This is a genomic window from Ectopseudomonas composti, assembly GCF_900115475.1.
Classification (GTDB): Bacteria; Pseudomonadota; Gammaproteobacteria; order Pseudomonadales; family Pseudomonadaceae; genus Aquipseudomonas; species Aquipseudomonas composti.
In genome coordinates, this window is record NZ_FOWP01000006.1 from 58276 (window position 1) to 81782 (window position 23507).

The 23507-nt window shown below is 64.3% G+C and carries 26 protein-coding genes; 13 read left to right on the forward strand and 13 right to left on the reverse strand.

All coding sequences use genetic code 11. The features are described 5' to 3' along the window. Positions 1–29 precede the first annotated feature (29 nt). Entirely contained in the window at positions 30–920 is an 891-nt protein-coding gene (locus BM059_RS12775; protein ID WP_074939082.1) for a LysR family transcriptional regulator, read from the reverse strand. A 95-nt stretch (positions 921–1015) separates the two neighbouring features. Here BM059_RS12775 and BM059_RS12780 point away from each other — a divergent pair, with 95 nt between their 5' ends. Further along, on the forward strand, positions 1016–1585 hold the full coding sequence (locus BM059_RS12780) for a lipocalin-like domain-containing protein (RefSeq protein ID WP_083413272.1): 570 nt from the start codon (positions 1016–1018) through the stop codon (positions 1583–1585). 105 nt (positions 1586–1690) lie between these two features. On the opposite strand, the gene BM059_RS12785 is transcribed toward BM059_RS12780, so the two are convergent. The 5 genes from BM059_RS12785 to BM059_RS12805 all read right to left on the reverse strand — a co-directional run bounded on the left by BM059_RS12785 (position 1691) and on the right by BM059_RS12805 (position 4289). Next, entirely contained in the window at positions 1691–1918 is a 228-nt protein-coding gene (locus BM059_RS12785; RefSeq protein WP_036999145.1) for a DUF2790 domain-containing protein, read from the reverse strand. An 85-nt stretch (positions 1919–2003) separates the two neighbouring features. Continuing rightward, positions 2004–2186 (reverse strand): hypothetical protein, encoded by a 183-nt coding sequence (locus BM059_RS12790; RefSeq protein ID WP_074939083.1) that lies wholly within the window; start codon positions 2184–2186, stop codon positions 2004–2006. Between the two features lie 96 nt (positions 2187–2282). Continuing rightward, positions 2283–3233, reverse strand: a complete 951-nt coding sequence (locus BM059_RS12795) for a LysR family transcriptional regulator (protein ID WP_074939085.1) — start codon at positions 3231–3233, stop codon at positions 2283–2285. Positions 3234–3273: 40 nt separating this feature from the next. Next, complete coding sequence (locus BM059_RS12800) at positions 3274–3876, reverse strand: LysE/ArgO family amino acid transporter (protein ID WP_074939087.1); 603 nt, start codon at positions 3874–3876, stop codon at positions 3274–3276. Continuing rightward, positions 3876–4289 (reverse strand): ACT domain-containing protein, encoded by a 414-nt coding sequence (locus tag BM059_RS12805; protein WP_074939088.1) that lies wholly within the window; start codon positions 4287–4289, stop codon positions 3876–3878. Before BM059_RS12805 ends, BM059_RS12800 begins: the two co-directional genes overlap by 1 nt. 94 nt (positions 4290–4383) lie before the next feature. On the opposite strand from BM059_RS12805, the gene BM059_RS12810 reads away from it, so the two are divergent. After that, a complete protein-coding gene (locus BM059_RS12810; RefSeq protein ID WP_074939090.1) occupies positions 4384–5280 on the forward strand; it encodes a LysR family transcriptional regulator ArgP in 897 nt (298 codons plus the stop codon). A gap of 101 nt (positions 5281–5381) precedes the next feature. Further along, positions 5382–6380: an NAD-dependent epimerase/dehydratase family protein gene (locus BM059_RS12815; RefSeq protein WP_074939361.1), complete on the forward strand. Its 999-nt coding sequence runs from the start codon at positions 5382–5384 to the stop codon at positions 6378–6380. Here BM059_RS12815 and BM059_RS12820 read toward each other — a convergent pair. Continuing rightward, positions 6371–6658: a hypothetical protein gene (locus BM059_RS12820; protein WP_036999134.1), complete on the reverse strand. Its 288-nt coding sequence runs from the start codon at positions 6656–6658 to the stop codon at positions 6371–6373. The genes BM059_RS12815 and BM059_RS12820 overlap by 10 nt on opposite strands. 350 nt (positions 6659–7008) lie before the next feature. Here BM059_RS12820 and BM059_RS12825 point away from each other — a divergent pair, with 350 nt between their 5' ends. Next, entirely contained in the window at positions 7009–7860 is an 852-nt protein-coding gene (locus BM059_RS12825; protein WP_074939091.1) for an ATPase, read from the forward strand. 153 nt (positions 7861–8013) lie between these two features. On the opposite strand, the gene BM059_RS12830 is transcribed toward BM059_RS12825, so the two are convergent. Both BM059_RS12830 and BM059_RS12835 read right to left on the reverse strand, forming a co-directional pair. Further along, complete coding sequence (locus BM059_RS12830; RefSeq protein ID WP_074939093.1) at positions 8014–9063, reverse strand: alkene reductase; 1050 nt, start codon at positions 9061–9063, stop codon at positions 8014–8016. Positions 9064–9090: 27 nt separating this feature from the next. After that, positions 9091–9393, reverse strand: a complete 303-nt coding sequence (locus BM059_RS12835) for an ArsR/SmtB family transcription factor (protein ID WP_036999232.1) — start codon at positions 9391–9393, stop codon at positions 9091–9093. Positions 9394–9519: 126 nt separating this feature from the next. On the opposite strand from BM059_RS12835, the gene BM059_RS12840 reads away from it, so the two are divergent. Next, positions 9520–10104 carry an acyl carrier protein phosphodiesterase gene (locus BM059_RS12840; RefSeq protein WP_074939094.1) on the forward strand — a complete coding sequence of 195 codons (585 nt, stop codon included), beginning with the start codon at positions 9520–9522 and terminating at the stop codon, positions 10102–10104. A 115-nt stretch (positions 10105–10219) separates the two neighbouring features. On the opposite strand, the gene BM059_RS12845 is transcribed toward BM059_RS12840, so the two are convergent. Further along, a complete protein-coding gene (locus BM059_RS12845) occupies positions 10220–12937 on the reverse strand; it encodes a cation-transporting P-type ATPase (RefSeq protein WP_074939096.1) in 2718 nt (905 codons plus the stop codon). A gap of 175 nt (positions 12938–13112) precedes the next feature. Here BM059_RS12845 and BM059_RS12850 point away from each other — a divergent pair, with 175 nt between their 5' ends. Beyond that, complete coding sequence (locus BM059_RS12850) at positions 13113–13961, forward strand: universal stress protein (protein WP_074939097.1); 849 nt, start codon at positions 13113–13115, stop codon at positions 13959–13961. A 6-nt stretch (positions 13962–13967) separates the two neighbouring features. On the opposite strand, the gene BM059_RS12855 is transcribed toward BM059_RS12850, so the two are convergent. Together BM059_RS12855 and olsB are read right to left on the reverse strand one after the other, a co-directional pair. Next, positions 13968–14744: a lysophospholipid acyltransferase family protein gene (locus BM059_RS12855; RefSeq protein ID WP_074939099.1), complete on the reverse strand. Its 777-nt coding sequence runs from the start codon at positions 14742–14744 to the stop codon at positions 13968–13970. 153 nt (positions 14745–14897) lie between these two features. After that, complete coding sequence (gene olsB, locus BM059_RS12860) at positions 14898–15629, reverse strand: L-ornithine N(alpha)-acyltransferase (RefSeq protein WP_036999121.1); 732 nt, start codon at positions 15627–15629, stop codon at positions 14898–14900. 307 nt (positions 15630–15936) lie between these two features. Between olsB and BM059_RS12865 the strand changes: the two genes are divergently transcribed. The 6 genes from BM059_RS12865 to BM059_RS12890 all read left to right on the forward strand — a co-directional run bounded on the left by BM059_RS12865 (position 15937) and on the right by BM059_RS12890 (position 21159). After that, complete coding sequence (locus tag BM059_RS12865) at positions 15937–16836, forward strand: acyl-CoA dehydrogenase middle domain-containing protein (RefSeq protein WP_074939100.1); 900 nt, start codon at positions 15937–15939, stop codon at positions 16834–16836. A 66-nt stretch (positions 16837–16902) separates the two neighbouring features. Beyond that, positions 16903–17688, forward strand: coding sequence for an oxygen-binding di-iron domain-containing protein (locus BM059_RS12870; RefSeq protein WP_074939102.1), 786 nt, complete (start codon positions 16903–16905; stop codon positions 17686–17688). A 226-nt stretch (positions 17689–17914) separates the two neighbouring features. Beyond that, entirely contained in the window at positions 17915–19033 is a 1119-nt protein-coding gene (locus BM059_RS12875; RefSeq protein ID WP_074939103.1) for a serine hydrolase domain-containing protein, read from the forward strand. After that, on the forward strand, positions 19030–19350 hold the full coding sequence (locus BM059_RS12880) for a hypothetical protein (protein WP_037005907.1): 321 nt from the start codon (positions 19030–19032) through the stop codon (positions 19348–19350). The genes BM059_RS12875 and BM059_RS12880 overlap by 4 nt, the downstream gene beginning before the upstream one ends. A gap of 79 nt (positions 19351–19429) precedes the next feature. Next, positions 19430–20002: a YceI family protein gene (locus BM059_RS12885; protein WP_074939104.1), complete on the forward strand. Its 573-nt coding sequence runs from the start codon at positions 19430–19432 to the stop codon at positions 20000–20002. Positions 20003–20004: 2 nt separating this feature from the next. Beyond that, entirely contained in the window at positions 20005–21159 is a 1155-nt protein-coding gene (locus BM059_RS12890) for a phospholipase D-like domain-containing protein (protein WP_037005905.1), read from the forward strand. A 6-nt stretch (positions 21160–21165) separates the two neighbouring features. Here BM059_RS12890 and BM059_RS12895 read toward each other — a convergent pair whose 3' ends face one another. Further along, positions 21166–21408 carry a hypothetical protein gene (locus BM059_RS12895; RefSeq protein ID WP_139220737.1) on the reverse strand — a complete coding sequence of 81 codons (243 nt, stop codon included), beginning with the start codon at positions 21406–21408 and terminating at the stop codon, positions 21166–21168. A gap of 283 nt (positions 21409–21691) precedes the next feature. On the opposite strand from BM059_RS12895, the gene BM059_RS12900 reads away from it, so the two are divergent. Continuing rightward, positions 21692–23485 carry a DUF1302 domain-containing protein gene (locus tag BM059_RS12900; protein ID WP_074939105.1) on the forward strand — a complete coding sequence of 598 codons (1794 nt, stop codon included), beginning with the start codon at positions 21692–21694 and terminating at the stop codon, positions 23483–23485. The last annotated feature ends 22 nt before the right edge of the window (positions 23486–23507 follow it).

Below are 23507 nucleotides of genomic sequence, written 5' to 3' on the forward strand. Positions count from 1 at the left end.
TGGCTCCCGACGGTCGGCGGCGAACAGCGCTAGCCCTGCTCACGGATGATGGCAATCAATGCCTGTAACGGCGCCGGAACGTGGCGGTAGCTGGAGTAGTAGAGGCACAGGCCTGGGCATGGCGGCGTCCAGTCCTCCAGGAGCAGTACCAGTTCGCCTGTCTCCAGTGCCTGGCGAGCGAAGGACTGGGGGGCGTAGGCGATGCCCAGGCCAGCGCAGGCAGCCTCGATCAGCAGGTCGTTATCGTCCAGGCTCAGTGCGCCAGGTACGTCGAGCGTCAGCTGTTGTGTGCCCCGTTCGAACTCCCAGCGATAACGCTTGCCGCTGGGCATGCGTTGGCGGATGCAGCGATGGGAGCGCAGTTCATCAGGCGTGCCAGGGCGTCCGAAGGTGGCGACGTACGCGGGCGAGGCCACGGCGACGAAGCGCACGTTGCCGCCGAAGGGCACCGCCACCATGTCCCGGGGGACCGACTCGGCCAGTCGCACGCCAGCGTCGAAGCCCTCGGCGACGATATCCACCAGCCTGCCCTCGCTGACCAGATCGAGCTCCACATGGGGATGGCGTTGCAGGAAGGTCGGCACCACATGCTCGAGTAACCAGCGCGCGCCGCCCTTGCTGGCGTTGATGCGTAGGGTGCCGGCGAGCTCGTCGGGGCCATGGCTGACGGCATCGAGTGCGTCGTCCAGATCCCGCAGCAGGGGCGTCAGCCGCTGCAGCAGTTGTTCTCCAGCCTCCGTCAGGGCCACGCTGCGGGTGGTGCGGTGCAGCAGGCGAACCCCCAGGCGTTGTTCGAGCCCTTTGACGGCGTGGCTGAGAGAGGAGCGTGACACCCCAAGGGCGTCGGCGGCCTTCTGGAAGCTGCGCTGCTGAGCGACCTGAATGAAGGCCTTGAGATCGGCGAGGCTGGCTTTGCTCATTGGTGAGTTTTCTTCACGAGGTCGTTCGTATTGGTGCGTCTTATCATAGTTCGACCCGCGCCATACCATCGGTTCATCGTTAAAGGAGATGACCGATGAAGAGCGAATCGAACCCCCGGGCCCGCTTCTGGCTCGACCTGATGCAGTGGCGCCAGCACTTGTCGCGGCCGTTGCTGGTGGCCGGCTTGCTGGCGCTGAGCTTGAGCGCCACGGCCCGCGATAGCGAACCCAAGGCGCGCACCGCCAACCAGGTGGCTGGCACCTGGCGTATGGTTTCCGCGACGTTGGAAACGGATGGTGGGGTCGAGCATCCCTACGGTGAAAACCCGCAGGGCATGTTGGTGTTCACGCCTGACATGCACTTCGTCGAAGTGCTGACCGACGGCGATACCCAACCTTTCGCATCCGACGCGCGCGGCGGTGGCCGCGACGAAGAGAATCGCAGCGCCATGGCGTCGAGTATTGGTTTCTTTGGCACCTACAGCGTCGACGAGCAGGGGCAGTTCGCCGGTAACCGGGTCGAGGGCGCCACCTTTCCCAACTGGGTCGGTGGTGTCCGAACGACGAAGGAGTTGCAGCTGAGGGTCGAAGGTGAGCGGATGCACGAGACCTTCACTCGCCCGGACGGTGGGCGTTTCAGAGCCGAATTCGTGCGCGCCAGGTAGCGCCGGAATGTGGTTGCGCTGCCATGCCCCGAACGATGAGCGCTGGCCGGTCAGGAGCAGGGTGCAGGCGAGCAGGCTGGCTCGACGGCGTGGTGCTTGTCGCAGTCAGTAGCGGCAGTCTTCGCCCATACGTAGGTAGATCAACGTGTGCTGTTCACCCTTGGAGTCCAGGTAGACCATGCGGGCTTCGCCCGTTTCGCAGCCTTGCGGCAGGGTCTGACTGATGACCTTGGCGATGTCCAGGTGCATGCCGTAGTGGTATTGCTCGGGCGTTTCGGCGTGTGCCAGGGTGCTCGCACAGCCGAGCGCCAACAGGTAGGCGATACGTTTCATGATGGACTCGATGCTGGAAAAAGGGCCGGGTCAGCGGCCCGAGGGACGTCGGTCAGGAGCAGCCCGGCGTCAGGTAAGCCAGGGTTCAACCGTGCTGATCGGTGTTCTGTGGGCTCACGGTTTGTGCCTGCTGGGTCGAGGTGTTGTGTGGATGTTGCTGATGAGCCTGTTGATGGGCGATGAATGCGGCTGACTCCTCGGCGAAGCAGGCTTGGCTGGCGAGCAGGGCGGAAAGGGATAGCGCAGCGGCAGTGATAAGGTTTTTCATGGGGCGATCCTCGTGGGGATTCTTCGTGGGTTCGAAGTCATCCTAGTGAGGCATCGAGGTCGGAAAAAGCGCACTCCGGGTGAATGACCATTACCTTTAGCGCAACAATTTCTCTGGGCTTGCCCAATGCTGCGCGTCGTCCAGCACTGCTTCGTCGCCGAGCAACAACGGCGGCAGTTCGGCCTTGAGAAACTCTACCCAGGTGCGCGTCTTGGCATCGAGGAAGCGTCGCGACGGATACATCGCATAGATGTTCAGCGCGCGCAGCCGATACTGCGGCAGGATGCGCAGCAGGCGTCCCTCGCGCAGCGGCTGGCTGGCGACGAACGAGGGCAGCAGGCAGAAACCCATGCCGGCCTGGGCCGCCTTGACCAGCGCTTCGGCGACGTTGACCTGGAAACATTCGGCCGGCAGCGCCTCCAGCTGGTCGTCACCGAAATCCCATTGGCCACGGTACAGCGGGTCGGTCAGGCGCAGATGGCGATGTCGCTGCAGGTCAGCCGGGTGCTCGGGAATGCCGTATTGAGCCAGGTAGCTGGGCGCGGCGCAGATAACGCTGTGGATCGCGCCAAGGCGCTGCGCAACCAATTGCGAGTCAGGCAGGTCGTGGGCGAAGGCGATGGTCACGTCGTGGCCGTCTTCGAGCAGGTCGGGGGTGCGCTGAGCCAGGGTCAGTTCCACCACGACCTGAGGGTATTGCTCGGCATAGCGGGCGATCAGCGGGGTGATGTGCTGCAAACCGAGGCCTGTCATGGTGTGTACGCGCAGGCGGCCGCTGGGTGTGCGATGCGCGCCACGCGCCTCGGCGTCAGCTTCGTCGATCTGGCCGAGAATCTGCCGGCAGCGCTCCAGGTAGCGTTCGCCGGTTTCGGTCAGTGCCAGGCGCCGGGTGGTGCGCTGCAGCAGGCGTGCCTCGAGGTGTTGCTCGAGATCGGCGATCAGGCGCGACACCTGCGCGGTGGACAGGGCCAGTGCCTGGGCCGCGGCAGTGAAGCTGCCGCGCTCGACCACCTGAACGAACACGCGCATGCCGTGCAAGGTATCCATTGTTGCTCCTTGCGTAATTAGCCCGGCGCATTATGCGCGATTACAGCGCGCCGAGAATCAACTGCGCCGCCACCGCAAACATCATCGCCGCCACGCCGAGGTCGATCAGGCGCCAGGTCAGTGGCCTGGCCAGCCAAGGCGCAAGCCAGGCTGCGCCGAGCGCCAGGGTGCTGAACCAGAGAAAAGAGGCGCTGGCGGCACCCGCTGCATAGGCGCCAGGCTCGGGTTGCTGGGCGCCGAGCGAGCCGATCAGCAGTACGGTATCCAGATAGACGTGCGGGTTGAGCAGGGTGACCGCCAGGGCCGCGAGCATCACCGCGCGCAACGAACGTGGTTCGCTACCGGCCGCCTGCAACGATTGCGGACGTGCGGCGCGCAGCAGTGCCTGGCTGCCGTACCAGATCAGGAAAGCAGCACCGCCCCAGCGAGCAATGGCCAGCAAGGTCGGGCTCTGCGCCAGCAGCGTGGCCAGGCCGAACACGCCGGCGGCCACCAGCAGGGCGTCGCAGAGGATGCACAGCGCTGCCACCGGCAGGTGGTGTTCACGGCGCAGGCTTTGCGCCAGAACGAAGGCGTTCTGCGCGCCGATGGCCATGATCAGACCGATGGCCACCAGCAGGCCGTTGCTGTAGCTCTGCCACATCACACCGGCTCCGGCATAGAGGCCGCCGACAAGGCGCGCAGGGTGGACAGCGCCTGCTCGGCACGCTCGCTGGGCACGAAGATATGGTCGTGATGAAAGCCGGCGACCACGTTGCAGCTGATTCCTGCCTGCGCCAGGGCGGCAGAGAAAGATGCTGTGAGGCCTACGGCGGCCAGCGACGAATGCACCTCAAGGGTGATCCAGGCAGCGACGTAGTCATAGCGCAAGCCATGAGCGTCGGCTACTTCACGCGTCAGTACCAGGCTCAGGCCTTCGGCTTCGCGCAGGCTGGCGACTGCCTGCAGGGCGCTGCAGTCATGATCGGCGGCAACGCAACAGAACACGTACTGACCTGGGTTGAGCTGCGGCGTCATGCTTTGCAGCAGGCGTGCGAGGTTGGTTTCGCCAGACATGGCGGGCTCCTGATTGGACTGAATGTTGGCGAGTCTGCGGCTTCTGCATGTATAAGAGAAACCAATATTACTGATCGCTCATTAGGAAAATCGATTGTTCGATTACAAACTTCTTGCCGCGCTGGCAGCGGTGGTGGAGCAGGCTGGTTTCGAGCGGGCGGCGCAGGTGCTGGGGCTGTCGCAGTCGGCGGTGTCGCAGCGCATCAAGTTGCTCGAAGCACGGGTCGGCCAGCCGGTGCTGGTGCGTGCCACGCCACCGGCGCCCACCGAAATCGGCCGGCGTCTGCTCAACCATGTGCAGCAGGTACGCCTGCTCGAACGCGACCTGCAGGGCCAGGTACCGGGGCTGGACGAGCAGACCTTGCCCGAGCGCCTGCGCATCGCCATCAACGCCGATAGCCTGGCGACCTGGTGGGCGGCGGCGACGGCCGATTTTTGCGCCAACCAGCAGGTGTTGATGGAACTGGTGGTGGAGGACCAGGAAGTAGGCCTCAAGCGCATGCGTGCGGGCGAAGTGGCCGGTTGCGTGTGTGCTGCCGAGCGCCCGGTGGCAGGCGCGCGCAGCCTGGTGCTGGGCGCGATGCGCTATCGCGCGCTGGCCAGCCCGGCCTTCATCGCCCGGCATTTTGCGGCTGGCGTCACTCCCGAGGCGCTGGCACGTGCGCCGGCCATCGTCTACGGCCCGGATGACCAACTGCAGCATCGCTACCTGGCGGGCCTCGGTGTCACGGGGGCCTTCGCCTATCACCTGTGCCCCTCGTCCGAAGGCTTCGTGCGCCTGACCGAAGGCGGCCTGGGCTGGGGCCTGGTGCCGCAATTGCAGGTACGAGAAGCGTTGGCCAGCGGCAGGCTGGTGGACCTGGTGCCCGAGCGCTTCATCGACGTGCCGTTGTACTGGCATCACTGGCGCAATGGCGGCGAGTTGCTCAGCGAACTGACTGCACAGCTGCGTCGTCACTCGGCATCGGTGTTGGTGCCGTTGCACCAATGAGCGGCCCGTAGGGTCGTAGTTCTGGCCGCCGCCGACAGCGCGCCACGACGATGGCGCTGCTAAAGTGCGGCAATTACAAGAATCAAGGGTAGGGGATGGCGATGAAGATTCTGGTCACCGGCGCGAGTGGCTTCATCGGTGGACGCTTCGCTCGTTTCGCACTCGAGCAGGGGCTGGCCGTGCGGGTCAACGGCCGCCGCGCCGAAGGCGTGCAGCACCTGATCAAGCGCGGCGCCGAATTCGTCCAGGGCGATCTGGGTGATCCCGAGCTGGCCCAAGCGCTGTGCCAGGATGTCGAGGCCGTGGTGCACTGCGCCGGCGCGGTTGGCGTGTGGGGCGACTACGCGCACTTCCACCAGGCCAACGTCACGGTCACCGAGAATATCGTCGACGCCTGCCTCAAGCAGAAGGTCCGCCGCCTGGTGCATCTGTCCTCACCGTCGATCTATTTCGATGGCAAATCGCATGTCGATATTCGCGAGGAGCAAGTGCCCAAACGCTTCTCCGATCATTACGGCAAGACCAAGTACCTGGCCGAGCAGCAGGTGTTCGCCGCGCAGGAGTTCGGTCTTGAAGTAATCGCTCTGCGTCCGCGCTTCGTCACCGGGGCGGGCGATACCAGCATCTTCCCGCGCTTGATCGGCATGCAGCGCAAGGGCCGCCTGGCGATCATCGGCAATGGCCTGAACAAGGTCGACTTCACCAACGTGCACAATCTCAACGATGCCTTGCTCAGCTCGCTACAGGTGGGCGGGGCGGCGCTTGGCCAGGTGTACAACATCAGCAATGGCGCGCCGGTGCCGCTATGGGACGTGGTCAATTACGTAATGCGTCGCCTGGAGTTGCCGCCGGTGACGCGGCATGTGCCTTTGCCGCTGGCCTATGCTGCGGCGACGCTCAACGAGAGTGTGTGTCGGGTGCTGCCAGGGCGGCCGGAGCCGAGCCTGTTTCGCCTCGGCGTGGCGGTGATGGCCAGGGATTTCTCCCTGAACATCGACCGCGCCCGCGAGTTGCTCGGCTACGAGCCCAGAGCCAGCCTGTGGGATGCGTTGGATGAATTCTGCACCTGGTGGCAGGCGCAGATGGGGCCTCAGGCGTAGATACGCTGACCGCGATAGACGCGTACCGAGCCGGTTGGCGTGCCGACCGGTAGCTCGACTGCCGCCAGTGGCGTGACCGTCGCACGCTGCGGTTGATCGGACAATTCCGCCAGGCGCTGGCCAAGGCGGCGGGTTTCTTCATCGTCAGACTTCAGGCTGCCATCGAGCATGGCGCTGATCGCGTCGACCTGGCTCAGGCGAATGTCCACTGCCTGTTCTTCACGCAGGCGACGGCGCAGCGCTTTCATGCAATCCAGTACTTCTTTGTTCAGTTCCATTGCCACTTCCCCCGGTTGGTTGAAGGGTCACGGGATCAGGCGGTCCTCGCCATCCGTAACCACGCCAGCCTTGATCCTGCGACTGGGAAACCTTTTCGTGCTTTGCAGAACTTTCAGGCCGCCTGCTGGCTCGTTAGCGACGCTCTATCGGCGCGTTCACGACAGGAGAAAAGCAAAGTGCGTACCAGTTCATGTTTTGCGGAACTGCTGGGCTGCAGATGAGTCGATGGCCCTGTCGCGCCCTTCGTCGGTGCGTCGCGCACCTGCTTGGCGCGACGCTGATGCTGTAGTGGCGAATCGGTATACTGCGCGGCATTTCCGTTTCTTCGTTCCAAACCATAGGTCCGACCATGCGTAACGACGCCAACGACGAGCTCGACAACCTGCCCAGCCTGACCCCGGAGCGCCGTGAGGAATTTGCCGAGCCGCGCGAAGAACCCGCTCCGCGCAGCAGCAGTCGTGCCACCAGCAGCAAGGCGCCTGTGGCCAAAAGTGCCAGTACCGGGCCGCTGTGGGCGCTGGTTGGCGCATTGAGTTTCGCCCTGGCTGGCCTGGGTTGGTGGAGCCTGCAGCAGATCGGCCTGATGGAGCAGCGCCTGGTGGCGACCCAGGAAAGCTTTGCGCGCATCAGCGAGGAGGCTGCCGGACGAATTCAGGATATTTCCGGCAAGGTGGTGGCGACCGAATCCAACGTCACCAGTGGCAGTGAAGCGCTCAAGCTGCAGGTCAAGCAGTTGGAAACGCGCCTGGCCGAGTTGAGCAAGCAGCAACAGCAGAGCGCCACGGCACAGGCAGCGCTGGACAAGCGCGTCGAGCAGTTGGGTACTGAGCTGAAGAGCGGCATCGGTGCCAGTGCCGATTTCGACAAGCGCCTGCAGACGCTCTCCACCGAGCAGGCGGCGCTGAAATCCGCGCAGGGCGACGCCAAGGCCACCCAGGCCGAACTGGCCAAGCTAGATACCCGCATCAAGGCTCTCGGCGGCGATATCGAGACGCTGAAAAAACAGGGTAATCCCGCGCAATCGATTCGCAGCCTGGAGCAGGATCTGCTGGTGCTGCGCAGCGAACTGGACAATCGCCCGGCCGCCAGTGCCGGCCCGAATACCGCCGAGTTCGATGCCTTCCGCGCGCAGATGACGCGCAACATCAACACCCTGCAAAGCCAGGTGGTGAACCTGCAGCAGCAGATCAATTCGCGTTGAGCCTCTGCTGTAGGAGCGAGCTTTGCTCGCGAAGCTTTTCTTGAGGCAGCAATTCGCGAACAGAGCTCGCTCCTACCTTGAGTACAGGTACCTATGAAAACGCCGCGCTTCTGTAAGGGAGCGCGGCGTTTTGCTGTTCAGTTGTAGGGTGCGTTACAGGCGCGGATAGTCGATATAGCCGACCGGGCCGGAGCCGTAGAAGGTCTGCGGTTGCGGTTCGTTCAGCGGTGCGTCCTGCGCCAGGCGCTCGGGCAGGTCCGGGTTGGCGATGAAGGGGATGCCGAAGGCCACAGCATCGGCATTGCCTGCTGCCAGCCAGGCATTGGCCTGATCCTTGGTGAAGCGCTCGTTGGCGATGAACACGCCACCGAATTCTTTCTTCAGTTGCGGGGTCAGGCTGTCGTCACCGGCTTTCTCGCGAGCGCAGATGAAGGCGATGCCACGTTTGCCCAGTTCACGGGCGACGTAGCCGAAGGTTTCGCCGCGGTTGGCGTCACCCATGTCGTGCGAATCGGCACGGGGTGCCAGGTGCACGCCGACGCGGCCGGCGCCCCACACGGAAATCGCCGCATCGGTCACTTCCAGCAGCAGACGCGCGCGGTTTTCGACGCTGCCACCGTAGCGGTCACTGCGCTGATTGGTGCTGCTCTGCAGGAACTGGTCGAGCAGGTAACCATTGGCACCGTGGATTTCCACGCCATCGAAACCGGCGGCCATGGCGTTCTCGGCGCCTTGACGATAGGCCTCGACGATATCGGCGATCTCTTCGGTCTCCAGTGCACGCGGGGTGACGAAGTCCTTCATCGGGCGCACCAGGCTGACATGGCCGGCCGGCTGGATCGCGCTGGGGGCGACCGGCAGTTCGCCGTTCAGGTAGATCGGGTCGGAGATGCGGCCGACGTGCCACAGTTGCAGGACGATCTTGCCGCCGTTGGCGTGCACTGCCTGGGTGACGTTGCTCCAGCCGCGAATCTGCTCATCCGACCAGATGCCGGGAGTGTCCGGGTAGCCGACGCCCATCGGCGTGACGGCGGTGGCTTCGCTGATGATCAGGCCAGCCGAGGCGCGTTGTACGTAGTACTCGGCCATCAGCGCATTGGGTACGCGGCCTTCATCAGCGCGGCAGCGGGTCAGCGGTGCCATGATGATGCGGTTGTTCAGTTGCAGGTCGCCGATCTGGATGGGGTCGAACAATGTGGGCATGGGGTTTTCTCCGGAGGAAAGGTCAAATCAGAGTTGCTGGCCGAGGCGCTCGACGAAGGCCTGGATCAGCTCGTCGTTGCGCTTGAAGAAGTGCCACTGGCCGACCTTGCGGCTGGTCACCAGACCGGCGCGCTGCAGGGTGGTCAGATGGGCAGAAACGGTGGATTGCGACAGCCCGGTACGCTGGAAGATCTTGCCGGCGCATACGCCGATCTCCAGCGGATGATCCTGTTCGGCGAAGTGGCGCTCGGGCTCCTTCAACCAGTCGAGGATGTCGCGGCGCGCCGGGTGGGCGAGGGCCTTGATGATGGCGTCGAGGTCGATTTCCATGGCGGTGTCGGTCTGTTTCGTCATGTGGCGAACCTTATATCGTCTATAGACGATATACAGATCGATTGTTCCAATAGTCTCCATCAACGGCTTCGATTGTCCCGTCGTCGGCGTTAAGCTCGTGGAATGAACTACCTCGCCCATCTGCACCTTGGCGGTGACGCACCACCGCAGTTGCTCGGCAGCCTCTATGGCGATTTCGTCAAAGGCCCGCTGGTCGGGCGCTGGCCTGTCCAAATCGAGGCGGCCATTCGCTTGCATCGGCGCATCGATGCCTTTACCGACAGCCACCCGTTGCAGGCTCGGGCTCGTGCGCGCTTCCCGGTCGAGCGGCGGAGAACGGCCGGCATGCTGCTGGATCTGTTCTTCGATCATTGCCTGGCCCGCGACTGGCCGGTGTACGCGACGCAGCCGCTGGATCACTTCACGGGTCGGGTGTATCGCGTGCTGGCGGCCGAGCCGGAATTGCCCGGGCGCCTGGCACTGATGGCGCCGCGTATGGCCGCGCAGGACTGGCTCGGCAGCTACCGCGAGTTCGCGGTGCTGGAACAGGTGATCGCTGGCATGCAGCGGCGCCTATCCAAGCCGCAACTGCTCGACGGCAGCCTGGCCGAGCTGGAGCGTTTATACGAGCCGCTCAGCGAGGACTTTCGTGCTTTCTATCCCGAGTTGATGGCTTTCGCCGAGGCTGAGCTGAACGTATCGGGGTAGAGGCGGTGCGCATGGTGCCCCTACATGTGAACCGAGGCCGGACCGTAGGGTGCGCTGTGCGCACCGGGGATTTCGCCACTGCGACGATCATCACTAAAATCTCTCCCGCAACGGCTCAAACCGCCTGGGTATGCAGACCAAAGCGCCGCACCACCCATTTCTCCAATTCCGCCACGCTGAACAGCGCCAGGCCCGCCAGCAAGACCCGCAACCATTCGTCCAGGCTCAGGCCGACCGAGCCGAACACCCCCTGCAACGGCGGGGCATAGGTGAACAGCAGCTGCAGCACCAGGCAGATGGTGATGGTCACCAGCACCGCGCGATTACCCAGCAGGGCGTTGCGGCTGAGTACCGAGCCGAAGATGCTGCGACTGTTGAGCAGGTAGAAGATTTCGCACATCACCACGGCATTCACTGCGATGGTGCGGGCGCTGTCCAGGCTGTTGCCACGTTGCAGTTCCCAGAGGAACAGGCCGATGCCGGCACCGGCGATCAGCACCGATACCATCACCACGCGCCAGACGAAGAAGCCCGACAGCAAGGGCTCGTTCGGCGCGCGTGGGGCGCGATCCATCAATCCGCGTTCGCTGGGCTCGAAGGCCAGCGCCAGGCCCAGGGTGCTGGAGGTGACCATGTTGATCCACAGCACCTGCGCCGGCGTCAGCGGCAGTACCACCTGGAACAGGATGGCGAAGATCACGATCAACGCCTGGCCGCCGTTGGTCGGCAGGGAAAACAGAATGAATTTCTTCAGGTTGTCGTAGATTGCCCGGCCTTCGCGCACGGCGCCGGCGATGGTGGCGAAGTTGTCGTCGGCCAGCACCACCTCGGCGGCTTCCTTGGCCGCTTCAGTGCCCTTCAGGCCCATGGCCACGCCAACGTCTGCGCGCTTCAGCGCTGGAGCATCGTTGACGCCGTCACCGGTCATGGCCACCACCTGTCCGCTGTCCTGCATGGCCTGCACCAGACGCAGCTTGTGTTCCGGGCTGGCACGAGCGAATACCTCGATGCCGGGTAGCACTTCGCGCAAGCGGCGGTCGTCGAGCAGTTCCAGTTCGGCGCCGGTCATCGCCGGCAGGCCGACGCCGATGCCCAGTTGCGCACCGATGGCGCGCGCGGTCTCGGCGTGATCGCCGGTGATCATCTTCACCCGGATGCCGGCACGCTGGCATTCGGCGACGGCGGCGATGGCCTCTTCACGCGGCGGGTCGATGATGCCGACCAGCGCGAGCAGAGTCAGCCCGCCTTCGACGTCGTCGAAGCTCAGATTGCGCTGCTCGGCCGGTGCCGGTTTACACGCCAGGGCCAGCAGGCGCAGGCCACGGGCAGCCAGGTCGGTGGCCTGGCGCCGCCAGTAGTCGGCGTCCAGGGGCGCATTGCCGCCATCGGCGCCGCGCTGGCTGGCGCACATCTCCAGCACGCGCTCGGGGGCACCCTTGAGGTAGACCAGGCCATGGCCAGCGTGGTCGTGGTGCAGGGTGGCCATGAAACGGTGTTCGGACTCGAACGGAATCGCATCGCTGCGTGGCAGTCGCGTGTGCAGCGTCTGGATATCGAGGCCGCTTTTCAGTGCCAGGGTCAGCAGCGCGCCCTCGGTCGGGTCGCCATGCAGCAGCCAGTGGCCGGCGCTGTCCTGTTGCAGGCGGGCGTCGTTGCACAGTTGCGCAGCTCGGGCGATTTCCAGCAGTTCAGTGTCGGGTTCGAGCACCTTGCCGTCATGGTGAAAGGCGCCTTCCGGGGCGTAGCCGACGCCCGAGACATCGAGGATGCGGCTGGCACTGACCACGCGCTGTACGGTCATCTCGTTGCGGGTCAGGGTGCCGGTCTTGTCCGAGCAGATCACCGTCACCGAACCGAGGGTCTCCACGGCCGGCAAGCGCCGGACGATGGCGTTGTGCCCGGCCATGCGCTGCACGCCGAGGGCGAGGATCACCGTCATGATCGCCGGCAGCCCTTCGGGGATGGCCGAGGCGGTCAGTGCCACTACCATCATGAACATCTCGCCGGGGGGCTGGCCATGCCAGAGGATGCCGAGGATGAAGGTGGCCAACGCCAGGATCAAGATGATCACTGCCAGCCAGCGGCTGAACTGTTCGATCTGTCGCAGCAGCGGCGTGGACAGCGCCTGCACCTGCTGCAGCATGGCGCCGATACGGCCGAGTTCAGTGTTGGCACCGGTCGCCACCACCACGCCGCTGGCCTGGCCGCTGCTGACCAGGGTGCCGGAATAGGCCATGCAGCGCCGGTCGCCAAGCGCGGCGTCGGCGTTGCAGTGGGCCATGGATTTTTCCACCGGCACCGATTCACCGGTCAGCGCGGCTTCTTCCACCAGCAGGTTCTTCACGCTGATCAGGCGCAGGTCGGCTGGCACCTTGTCGCCGGACGCCAGCAGCACCACGTCGCCGGGCACCAGGCGTTCGGCATCGATTTCATGGCGTTCGCCGTCGCGCAGGACCATGGCATGGGGCGAGAGCATGCTGCGGATGGCGTCCAGCGCGTTCTCCGCCTTGCCTTCCTGGATGAAGCCGATGATCACGTTGATCAGCACCGCGGCGAGGATCACCGAGGTGTCGACCCAATGGCCGAGCAGGGCAGTGATCAGGGCTGCTACCAGCATCAGGTAAAGCAAGACGTTGTGAAATTGATAGAGCAGCCGCAGTAGCGGCCCCCTGCGTTGCGGCGGCGGTAGGCGGTTGGCGCCGTGGCGTTGCAGGCGCCGCTCGGCTTCTACCTGGCTGAGGCCATTGGCACTGCTGTGCTGTTCATCGAGCACTTGTTGTGCAGTCAAACCGTGCCAGGCGTGGTCACTATGTTGAGAGGGGGGATTGCCCATGGGGCGCGTCTCCTTCGGTGGGCCGGCTGCGTTTGCCGGCCGCCATCGGGCGGCGCAACCAGCCGTCCCCACTACCCTAGACCGCTTTACCGCGTCAGGCCTGACCTGCATCAAGGAGTACGGAGTCGGGAGGCGCTTGAATGTAACGCGGTGTTAAACCCATGGAGGAAACGAGATGATCAAGATTCTGGTAGCGACCGATTTGTCCGAGCGTTCGGCGCATGCGGTACAGCGCGCCGTGCAACTGATCCGGCGCCAGGGGGGCGGCGAATGGAGCTTGCTGCATGTCATAGATGACGATGCGCCGGCTGCGCACGTGCAACGCCAGGTGCAACAGGCCGAAACCCTGTTGCAGGCGCAGGCCGAACGCCTCGGCGAACAGGCTGGCAGTGTGCCGCGGGTGATCGTGGGCACTGGCGAGGCCGCCGCAGTGATCGTTGAAGGTGCTGAGGGCATGGGCGCCGATCTGCTGGTGGTAGGCGCGCATCGCAAGTCGGCACTGCGCGACTTCTTCGTCGGCACCACGCTTGAGCGTGTTGTGCGCAGCAGTCATCTGCCGGTACTGCGGGTCAATGGTCCGGTAACACACGAGTACCGTCATGCGCTGCTGGCGATGGACCTCTCGCGCACCTCGCAGCAGGCCCTCAAACGGCTGCGTGAGCTGGGCCTTGCAAGCCTGGACGACCTGCATGTGGCCAGCGCGGTCGAGCCGGTCGTGGCGGGCGCGATGATGGAGGCAGGTATCAGCGCCGAAGTGCTGGAGAATCAGCGCGAGCTGCAGCGTCAGCAACTGGTGGAGCGCCTGGATGCGGTCGGCGCGAACCTGAGTCAGGAGCGCCTGCTGGTACAGATCGGCTCGCCAGAGGGGGTGATCGGCGAGGCCTTGCGTCAGTCCGGTGCTGACCTGCTGGTGCTCGGCACCCATGCCCGCGAAGGTGCGTCGCGCTTCTTCCTCGGTAGCGTCGCCAGTCGTTTGCTGGCCTCGCTCGACAGCGACGCGTTGATCGTACCGCCTGCTGACTGAGTGCGCTCAGGCCGCTTCGGCCTGCTCCTGCTCTGCTGCGTTGAGCAGCAGGGCGCGGGCGATGATGGCCTGGCTGTGCCGGGCCAGCTCGTTGCGGCTGCGTGATTCGCTGGGAATCGGCGCGAGCACACGTATCTCCACTTCACAGGCAGGGCTCGAGAGCAGGCGCAGCAGGTGCGAGAGCATGTCGTCGTCGCCGATAAAGGGTGCCAAGGGGCAGGGCTGGCCGTCGCGCAGATAACGGATGGCCACCGGTTGCAGCGCCACACCGCTGTCGATGGCGCTGCTCAGCAGGCGGCCGTGGAAAGTGCGCAGCGCGAGGCCGTCGGTGGTGGTGCCTTCGGGAAATATCAGCAGGTGATGGCCTTGTTGCAGGTGGCGGGTGAGCTGCTGGCCGACCTGGCTGCTGTCGCCCGCACCGCGGCGGATGAACTGCGTGCCGCCCTTGTGCGCCAGCCAGCCGGCCAGCGGCCAATCGCGCACCTCCGCCTTGGACAGAAAGGACAGCGGCTGCAATGCGCCCAACAGCGGAATATCGGTCCATGACACATGGTTGCTGACCCACAGCATCGGCTGCGTCGGCAGCTCGCCCTCGACCCGCACGCGAAATGGCAGGGCCCCGCCCAGGCGTGCCAGGAACCAGCGCGTCAGGCGCTGGCGCAGCGGCATCAGGTCGTGCCGAACTACCCGCTCGAACAGGCTGACGATGCCGGCCAGCAGGGTGCCGAAGGCGACTACCAGAGTCAGGTGGGCGAGGCGCAGGGACAGACGCAGTTTGGCCATTGAGGCCTCCGCTTGAGAACGAGTGCCGGCATTATCCACGGGCAGCGCCGTTTGGCCATTATCGTGATTCATGCCGGCCTGTAGGAGCGAGCCCTGCTCGCGAACAAGAGGGTTCAGCATTCGCGAGCAGAGCTCGCTCCTACTTATCGGGTTTCAGACGGCAGCCTTGAAGTGCCGGGCGTAGCGTGGGCACAGCTCGTCGCGCTTGAGCAGGATGAACACATCGGCCACTTGGAAGTCGCGGTCCCAGCAGGGTTCGCCGCAGATTTTCGCGCCCAGGCGCATGTAGGCCTTGAGCAGCGGTGGCATCTCGGCGATGACGTTGCCCGGCAGGTCCAGTTGCGGCAGCGGGTGCTTGGGTTCGGCGCGCAAGTGCTCGGTGCACAGGTAGCGTTCGCGCAGGCGCTGCATGACTGCATGCGCCTGGATGCCGCCGTCCTGCATGGAGATGCTGGCGCAGCCCATCAGGTAGCGGTAGCCACCTTCGTTGAGAACCTCGGCCAGTTCGCCCCAGAGCACGGCGATGGTGGCGCCATTGCGGTAGGCGACATCGACGCAGGTGCGGCCGATTTCCAGCACCGGACCTTCCAGCTTGGCCAGGCCATGCAGGGCGAATTCCTCTTCGCTGTAATAGCGGCCGAGACCGGCAGCTGCCTGGTAGTCGAGCAGGCGGGTGGTAGCCACCAGCTCGCCGCTTTCCAGGTCACGCACGCCGATATGGCGGCAGTGGATGTCGTAGTCGTCCATGTCCAGACCCAGTTCGGCACCGTTGAGCTTGGCGTCGAATTCCGCGCTGAATACGCGGTAGCGCAAGGCTTGCGCTTCACGCAGGGCGGCGGGGCCTTGCAGGCGTTCAGCCTGCAGTCGGCGAGCGGTTTGAGTCATGCCAGATCCTCCGTGTGCCGGCTGGATGCTTGCAGCCGGTCGATCTTGTTGGGCAAGCTCAGGCTAGGTAGCTGCGGTGTCACCACCGTTAAGCTTTTTTGATGCTTATGTGACAGCAGCCTAGGTGGACACTTTTAAAAACGTAGGTGAGGCAGCCAGTGCAAGGCAAAAGCAGGCGAAAAAGCGGAGTTTACGAGCTGTGAATGAGCATTTTGATCGGACTCGCGCACGAGCCTGTTTTTAACGCAGCAATGGCAACGCAGGTAGTTTTTAGAGGTGTCCGATTGCTGCTGCGAGGAGGTCTGTTATGCCTTGGTCGAGCCTGTTTCAGCCCATCGAGCGCCTGACTGCCGAGGCGGGGTTGGAGGACTGGTACGCTCGCCTGCTGGCGCGTCTGGGCGGCACACCACAGCCCTTCGAGCTGGCGCTGGTGGGCGGTTTGCAGGCGGCCACGCCTGGGCTGGCGTTTCTCGCCGGTTACCAGGCTGCGCTGCGTGTGCTGTGGCCGGCGGCGCCCTGGACGGCCGGCGCGCTGTGTGTGACGGAGAACCGCAGCACCCGCCCGGCGGACATGAGCACGCGCATCGACGGGTTGTGCATCAGTGGTCGCAAGGACTTCGTTACCGCCGCCGAATGCGCCGAATGCGCCGACTGGTTGCTGGTGGCGGCGCGCGAGGAGGGCGCAGGGCAGGCACCGCGTCTGGCCCTGGGCGTGGTCTGCCAGGGTGCGCCGGGTGTGCGTATCGAACCGCTGCCGGCGTTACCGCTGATGCCGGATATCGGCCATGCCCGCCTGCATCTGGACCAGGCGCAGGGTGAACGCCTGGCCGGCGATGGCTGGGATGATTACGTCAAACCCTTCCGCACCCTGGAAGACGTGCATGTGCTCACTGCAGTAACTGCGTGGTTGTTCGGTGTCGGCCGCGAATGCGACTGGCCCGAATCCCTGCTGCTGCGCCTGCAGGGGCTGCTGGCCGGTTGTGCCGAGGTGACGCGGCAAACGCCCAATGCGCCGACCACGCATCTGCTGCTGGCCGGACTGTTCGCCCAGCAGCAGACGCTGGCTGACGAACTGGACACCGCCTTCGCCGCGGGGCCGGTGCACTGGGCCGCGCTGTGGCAGCGCGACAAGGGTTTGCTGCGCATTGCCGAGGCGGCACGCAGCAAGCGCCTGGAGAAAGCGCGGCAGATTGTCGCCGGCTGTTGATCCATATCAGTACCCTCTCGGTGGTGTGCGCATAAGGTTGCCTCGCGATTCATCTACGAGGTTTCCATGCGCCGCGAGCCCATCGTGCTGTTTGATAACGGCCGCCACCAATGCCTGATGTTCGATGACCTGGTCAGCGGCGAAGGCGTGCAATCCAACCAGTTCCTGATCACCGACAACGAGCAGTACCTGCTGCTCGATCCGGGCGGCGATCTGACCTACACGCCGCTGTCGCTGGAGCTGTCCAAGCACATTCCGGTGCAGGACCTGACCTACATCTTCGCCTCGCACCAAGACCCGGACATCATCGCCTCGCTGGACAAATGGCTGCTGCACACCCGCGCGCGGGTGATCTGCTCCAAGCTGTGGGCGCGCTTCCTGCCGCACCTGACGGCCAACTACCTGGTGCTGAGCCGCGGCATCAATACCTTCGATCGCATCATCGCGCTGCCGGATCGTGGCCAGAGCATCCCGTTGGGCAAATGCACGCTCAAGGCCGTGCCGGCGCACTTTCTGCACTCGGTGGGCAACTTCCAGGTCTATGACCCGGTGAGCAAGATCCTCTTCTCCGGTGACATGGGCGCTTCGCTGGTGGATGACGCGACCCCGGTGCGCGACTTCGTCAACCATGTGCCGAACATGGAAGGGTTCCACCGGCGTTACATGGCCGGTAACAAGGCCTGTCGCCTGTGGGCGGCGATGGTGCGGCAGATGGATGTAGCGATGATTGTGCCGCAGCATGGTCGGCCCTTCGTCGGCCCGGAAATGATCAGCGCTTTTCTCTACTGGATCGAGAACCTTGAATGCGGTCTCGACCTGATGGGGCCGGAGGATTACCAACTGCCCAAATGAAGGTGGGATCAGACCGTGTGAAAACGTAGCGAGCGAAGGTCAGGCAAGGCAAAAATAGGCGAAGAAGCGCAGTTTACGAGTTGTAAATGAGCATTCTGAGCCTGTTTTTAACGCAGCATGGCCGAGCGTAGTAGTTTTCACAGCCGTCTGAGATGGCGGCTTCGTCGCTTCAAGCAGTCATCATCGCCGTGCTAGGGTGCGCCACGATTTCTGATCGAGGCCTCTCATGCCCACTTCCTTTCTACGCCGACTGAGCCTGGTATTCGGCCTCAGCCTGCTCGCCAGCACCGCCCAGGCGGAGAACTGGCCGCAAGCCGACTGGCAGAGCCAACCCGCGCCACCGTCTGCGGCCATCGCCGAACTGGAAGCCTATGCTTTTGCCCCACGCGACGATGCCGAGCGCAAGGGCATTCGCAGCGATGCGCTGCTGGTGATCCGCGACGGGCAGATCGTCTACGAGCGTTACGCCGAACCGACCACCGCGCAGACCCCGCACCTCTCCTGGTCGATGGCCAAGAGCCTGCTCGCCACCACCCTTGGCGTGGCCTATGGCGAGGGGCGCTTCAAGCTCGATGCGCCGGTGGCGCAGTACTACCCGCCGATGGCCGATCATCCGCAGATCAAGATCGGTCACCTGCTCAACTGGGCCTCGGGCCTGGCCTGGCAAGAGGACTACGAGTACGCGCCGCTGAAATCCTCGGTGGTGGCCATGCTCTACACTCGTGGTCGCGACGACATGGCCGCATTCACTGCCGCGCATGCAGCCGACGCCGCGCCGGGCACGCGCTTTCGTTATTCCAGTGGCGACAGCAACCTGCTGGCGGCTGCCCTGCGCGGCATGGTCGGCCAGCAGGCCTATGCCGACTATCCCTGGACCGCTCTGTTCGAACCGCTGGGCATCACCAGCGCGACCTGGGAACGCGATGCCAGCGGCACCTTCATCGCCTCGTCCTACGCTTACATGACCGCGCGTGACCTGGCTCGTGTCGGCCTGCTGATGCAGCGCGGCGGCCGTTGGGGCGAGCGTCAGCTGCTACCAGTGGCCTGGATCAATTTCGTTGCCACGCCCTTTGCCGGTTACCAGGCGCAGCTGGCCAAGCCGGGCGATGCGGTACCCGGTGGGCACTGGTGGCTCAACGCCGAACTGCCGGGCAGCGCGCGGCCCTGGCCGGATGCGCCGGCCGACACAATTGCCGCACTCGGGCACTGGGGGCAGGGGCTGTATGTGATGCCGCAGGAGAACCTGGTGGTGGTGCGTTACGCCGATGACCGCGACGGCAGCTTCCAGCACAACGAACTGCTCAAACGCGTGCGTGCGGCCTTCGCCGCGGAGGTGCAGCCATGATCCGTCGCCACCCGATTCTCAGCGTGCTGGCGCTGCTGCTGATTTTGCTGCTGGCCTGGGCCTGGCCGAACCGCGTTTACCTGCAAGCGTTTCCGGACATCATCGGCGCCTACACGGCCAAGGAATACTGCTCCTGCCGTTACGTCAGCGGTAACCCGGCGGCCTACTGTGAAGGCTATGTCGCGCAGTACGTGCCGATTAGCAGCCTGCGGGATGACGAAAGCGCCAAGCGTGTGACCGCCAGCGGCCTAGGCCGCACTCACAGCGCAGCCTGGCTGGGTGAGCGACAGGGCTGTCAGTTGCTGCCGAACGAGTAGAACTGGGCCAGCGTTGGGCTTTGCAAGGCCTGCGCTGGCGACTATCGTTGCCGCCTGGTCATGCCGTTTTCGAGTTCTCATGCGCCGTTCGCTTTTCGCCCTGCTGCTTGCCGCCGCCTTGCCCGTTCACGCCGACTGGTACCTGGACAACGAGTCCTCACGGCTGTCGTTTATCTCCACCCACTCCGGCAGCCAGTCAGAGGTGCATCGCTTCCTTACCCTGCACGGGCAGATCGCCGCTGATGGTCGCGCGCGCCTGCGTGTCGATCTCGACTCGCTGAGCACCGGTATCCCGCTACGTGACGAGCGCCTGCGCAGCCTGCTGTTCGATACCTCGCGCCTGCCTGAAGCGCGCATCAGTGCTCAGGTCAACCTGGCGCAACTCACCGACCTGGCGCCCGGTGCACAACTGGAGCTGCGCCTGCCCCTGCAATTGACCCTCAACGAGCGCAGCCGCGAGCTGGACAGCGAACTGCTGGTGACTCGCCTGGATGATCGCCGCTTTCAGGTGGTGACCTTGGCGCCGCTGGTGTTGCACGCCGAAGACTTCGCCCTGGCCAGCGGCGTCGAGGCGCTGCGCAAGGTCGCCGATCTGCCGGCCATCAGCCTGTCGGTACCGGTGGGCGCCGTACTGATCTTCACGGCGCGTTGAACGTGCACAAGCGCGGTCGCATCTTTCCCTGGCGCGGTGGCAATCGCTTCGAATTGCTGCTGGATGGGCCAGTGTTTTTCCCGCGTATGCTGGCGGCCATCGACGGCGCCAAGCAGCAGGTGGAGATCGAGCTTTATCTGATCGAGGACGGCCGCTGCAGCGAACGCCTGGTCGACACGCTGTGCCGGGCCGCCGAGCGCGGTGTGTCGGTGCGCGGGTTGTTCGATGCCTATGGCGCCGCCGGCCTCGGTGTCGCCTTGCGTGAGCGCCTGCTGGCCTCGGGCGTGCAGCTGCGCTGGTACAACCCGGTGCGCTGGCGGCGCGGTATCCGCAATTTTCACCGTGATCACCGCAAACTGCTGCTGGTGGACCAGCGCCTGGCCTACGTTGGCGGCACCGGCTCCACCGACGCGTTCTGGCTGCCAGATGAGCCTCGCAGCCCCTGGCACGAAGTCATGGTAGAAATCGAAGGGCCGCTGGTGGGCGACTGGCAGCAGCTGTTCGAGCAGCTCTGGCAGGCGCGCTTTTCCTGGCGCCCGAGCCATCAGCCGGTGGCGCTGAGCCTGCCGGAATGCCCGCCTGCAGGTATTGGCCTGGGGCGTGTGGCCTATGCCGACGCGGCTCAGCATCGCGACATCCTGCTGTCGCTGCTGCGTGCCTTGCGCGGTGCCAAACAGCGGATCTGGCTGGCCACGCCGTACTTCCTGCCTACCTGGAAAATCCGCCGTGCCTTGCGCCGCGCAGCCGCCCGTGGCGTAGAAGTGCGCCTGCTGCTGGCCGGGCGCAACACCGACCATCCACCCGTGCGTTTTGCCGGGCAGCGCTACTACCCCAAATTGCTCAAGGCTGGTGTGCGCATCTTCGAATACCAGCCGCGCTTTCTGCACCTGAAGATGGTGCTGGTGGACGACTGGGTCAGCGTCGGCTCGTGCAACTTCGACCACTGGAACCTGCGCTTCAACCTCGATGCCAACGTCGAGGCCCTCGACCCGGATTTCACTCAGGCAGTGACGGCCAGCTTCATCGAGGACTTCGGCGTCAGCCGCGAAATCACCCTCGACGACTGGCACCAACGCCCCTGGTGGCGTCGTGCGCAGCAGCGGCTATGGGGCTGGCTGGATCGCGTGGCGGTGAATCTGTTGGATCGTTGGCGCTAGGCGACGTCAGCGAGTGCTCAGGTTGCGTCCGAACAGACTGAAGAACAGCAGGTGCAATGTCACTGGTAGCAACAACCACTGAAAGTGGTATGCGTCGCCAAGCCACAACCGGTACAACGCAAATGGATGTGCCAGCACCAGCAACCACCAGGTGGAAGCAGCCAGATGGCTGAGCCAGCTATTACCGTGTTCGTTGCGGAAGTTCAGCAGGCCGAACGAGCCGGGCAGCAGGGCGAAGATCGTACCCATGCAAACTCCCAGTGTGGCGCAGATTTTCAGCAGTATCTCCATGATCGTTGTCGCTCCTGTGATTCTCGGCTGCACAGCATGCCTGGGCCATCGCGCTTAGAAAAGTTCCCCACCGCCTTGATATCCCGTCATTCAGCAAGCTGAGGTCGGCCCGCCCGCGCCCGTCTCAGGGCGTCATTCATCCTTTCGGGCGACAGATGAAATCCCTCCTTGGTGCGCTTATCCGGTAGTGGGTCGCTGCGTAGGGTTCCCTGCAGCTGTACCCCTACATCAGGAGACCCGCATGACAACAACAACAGGGCCCGGACTATTCCAGCCGCACACCTTGGCTTTGGCCGTCGCCGTCGGTTTCGCCGCTCCGGCGCATGCCGTCAATTTCAACATCGGTGAGATCGAAGGGCAGTTCGACAGCTCGCTGTCGGTTGGTGCCAGCTGGTCGATGCGCAGTCCGGATCGCGATCTGATCGGACCCAACAACGGTGGCCAGGGCCAGGCGCAGACCGGTGACGATGGCCGCTTGAACTTCAAGAAGGGCGAGACTTTCTCGAAGATCTTCAAGGGCATCCATGATCTCGAACTGCGCTATCGCGACACCGGCGTCTTCGTTCGCGGCAAGTACTGGTACGACTTCGAGCTGAAGGATGAGAACCGTCTGTTCAAGGACATCGATGACAGCAACCGCAAGGAGGGCGCCAAGTCCTCGGGGGCGGAAATCCTCGATGCCTTCGTCTACCACAACTACGCCATCGGTGATCTGCCCGGCACTGTGCGGGTCGGTAAACAGGTGGTGAGCTGGGGCGAGAGCACCTTCATCGGCAACAGCATCAACTCGATCAACCCCATCGACGTGGCCGCCTTCCGCCGCCCAGGGGCGGAAATCAAGGAAGGGTTGATTCCGGTGAACATGCTCTACCTGTCGCAGAGCCTTACCGACCGCTTGAGCATGGAGGCCTTCTACCAGCTGGAGTGGGACCAGACCATCATCGACAATTGCGGCACCTTCTTCTCCACCGCCGATGTGGCCGCCGATGGCTGCGACAACGGCTATCACATCGGTTCGCCGGCCATCGCGCCTTTGCAGCCGGTCGCTGCCGCGTTCGGCCAGGGTTTCCAGGTCGACAGCGAGGGGGTGATCCTGCCGCGTGCCGGTGATCGTGATGCGCGCGACAGCGGTCAGTGGGGCCTGGCGCTGCGCTGGTTGGGGGATGAAACCGAGTACGGCCTGTACTTCATGAACTACCACAGCCGCACGCCCATCGTCAGTACGCAGAACGCCGGGCAGGCGACCCTGAATGCGCTACCGGGGATCATCGGCACCGCCAATGGCATCGCCCCAGGCAGCGGCGCTGGCCTGGCGCAGAGCGTGATGCTCGGCAACGGTCGCTACTACCTGGAATACCCCGAGGACATCCGCCTATACGGCCTGAGCTTCTCCACCACACTGCCCACCGGCACGGCCTGGGCGGGCGAGATCAGCTACCGGCCGAACCTGCCGCTGCAGATCAACACCACCGACATTACCCTGAGCCTGCTCAACCCCATCGCCCCCGGCACCTCGCCAGTCGCAGCCGGGCCTGGCCAAGACAACGTCGGCTACCGGCGCAAGGAAGTCACCCAGGTGCAGACCACCTTCACCCATTTCTTCGATCAGGTGATGGGCGCCGGGCGCTTCACCCTGGTCGGCGAAATCGGCATGGCCCATGTCGGCGGGCTGGAGAGCCGTGAAGATCTGCGCTACGGCCGTGATTCGCTGTTCGGTGCCTACGGCTTCCGTGGTGATACCCATGGCTTCGTCACCAGCACCTCCTGGGGTTACCGCGTTCGCGGCATCTGGGAGTACAGCAACGTGTTCGCCGGGGTGAACCTCAAACCGAACATTTCCTGGTCGCACGACGTCGACGGCTACGGCCCCAACGGCCTGTTCAACGAGGGCGCCAAGGCCGTGAGCTTCGGCATCGACGCCGACTACCGCAATACCTACACCGCCAGCCTGTCGTACACCGACTTCTTCGGCGGCGAGTACAACACCGCGGTCGACCGCGACTTCTTGGCGCTCAGCTTCGGCGTGAGCTTCTAGGCCAACAGGATCAGTTGAGGAA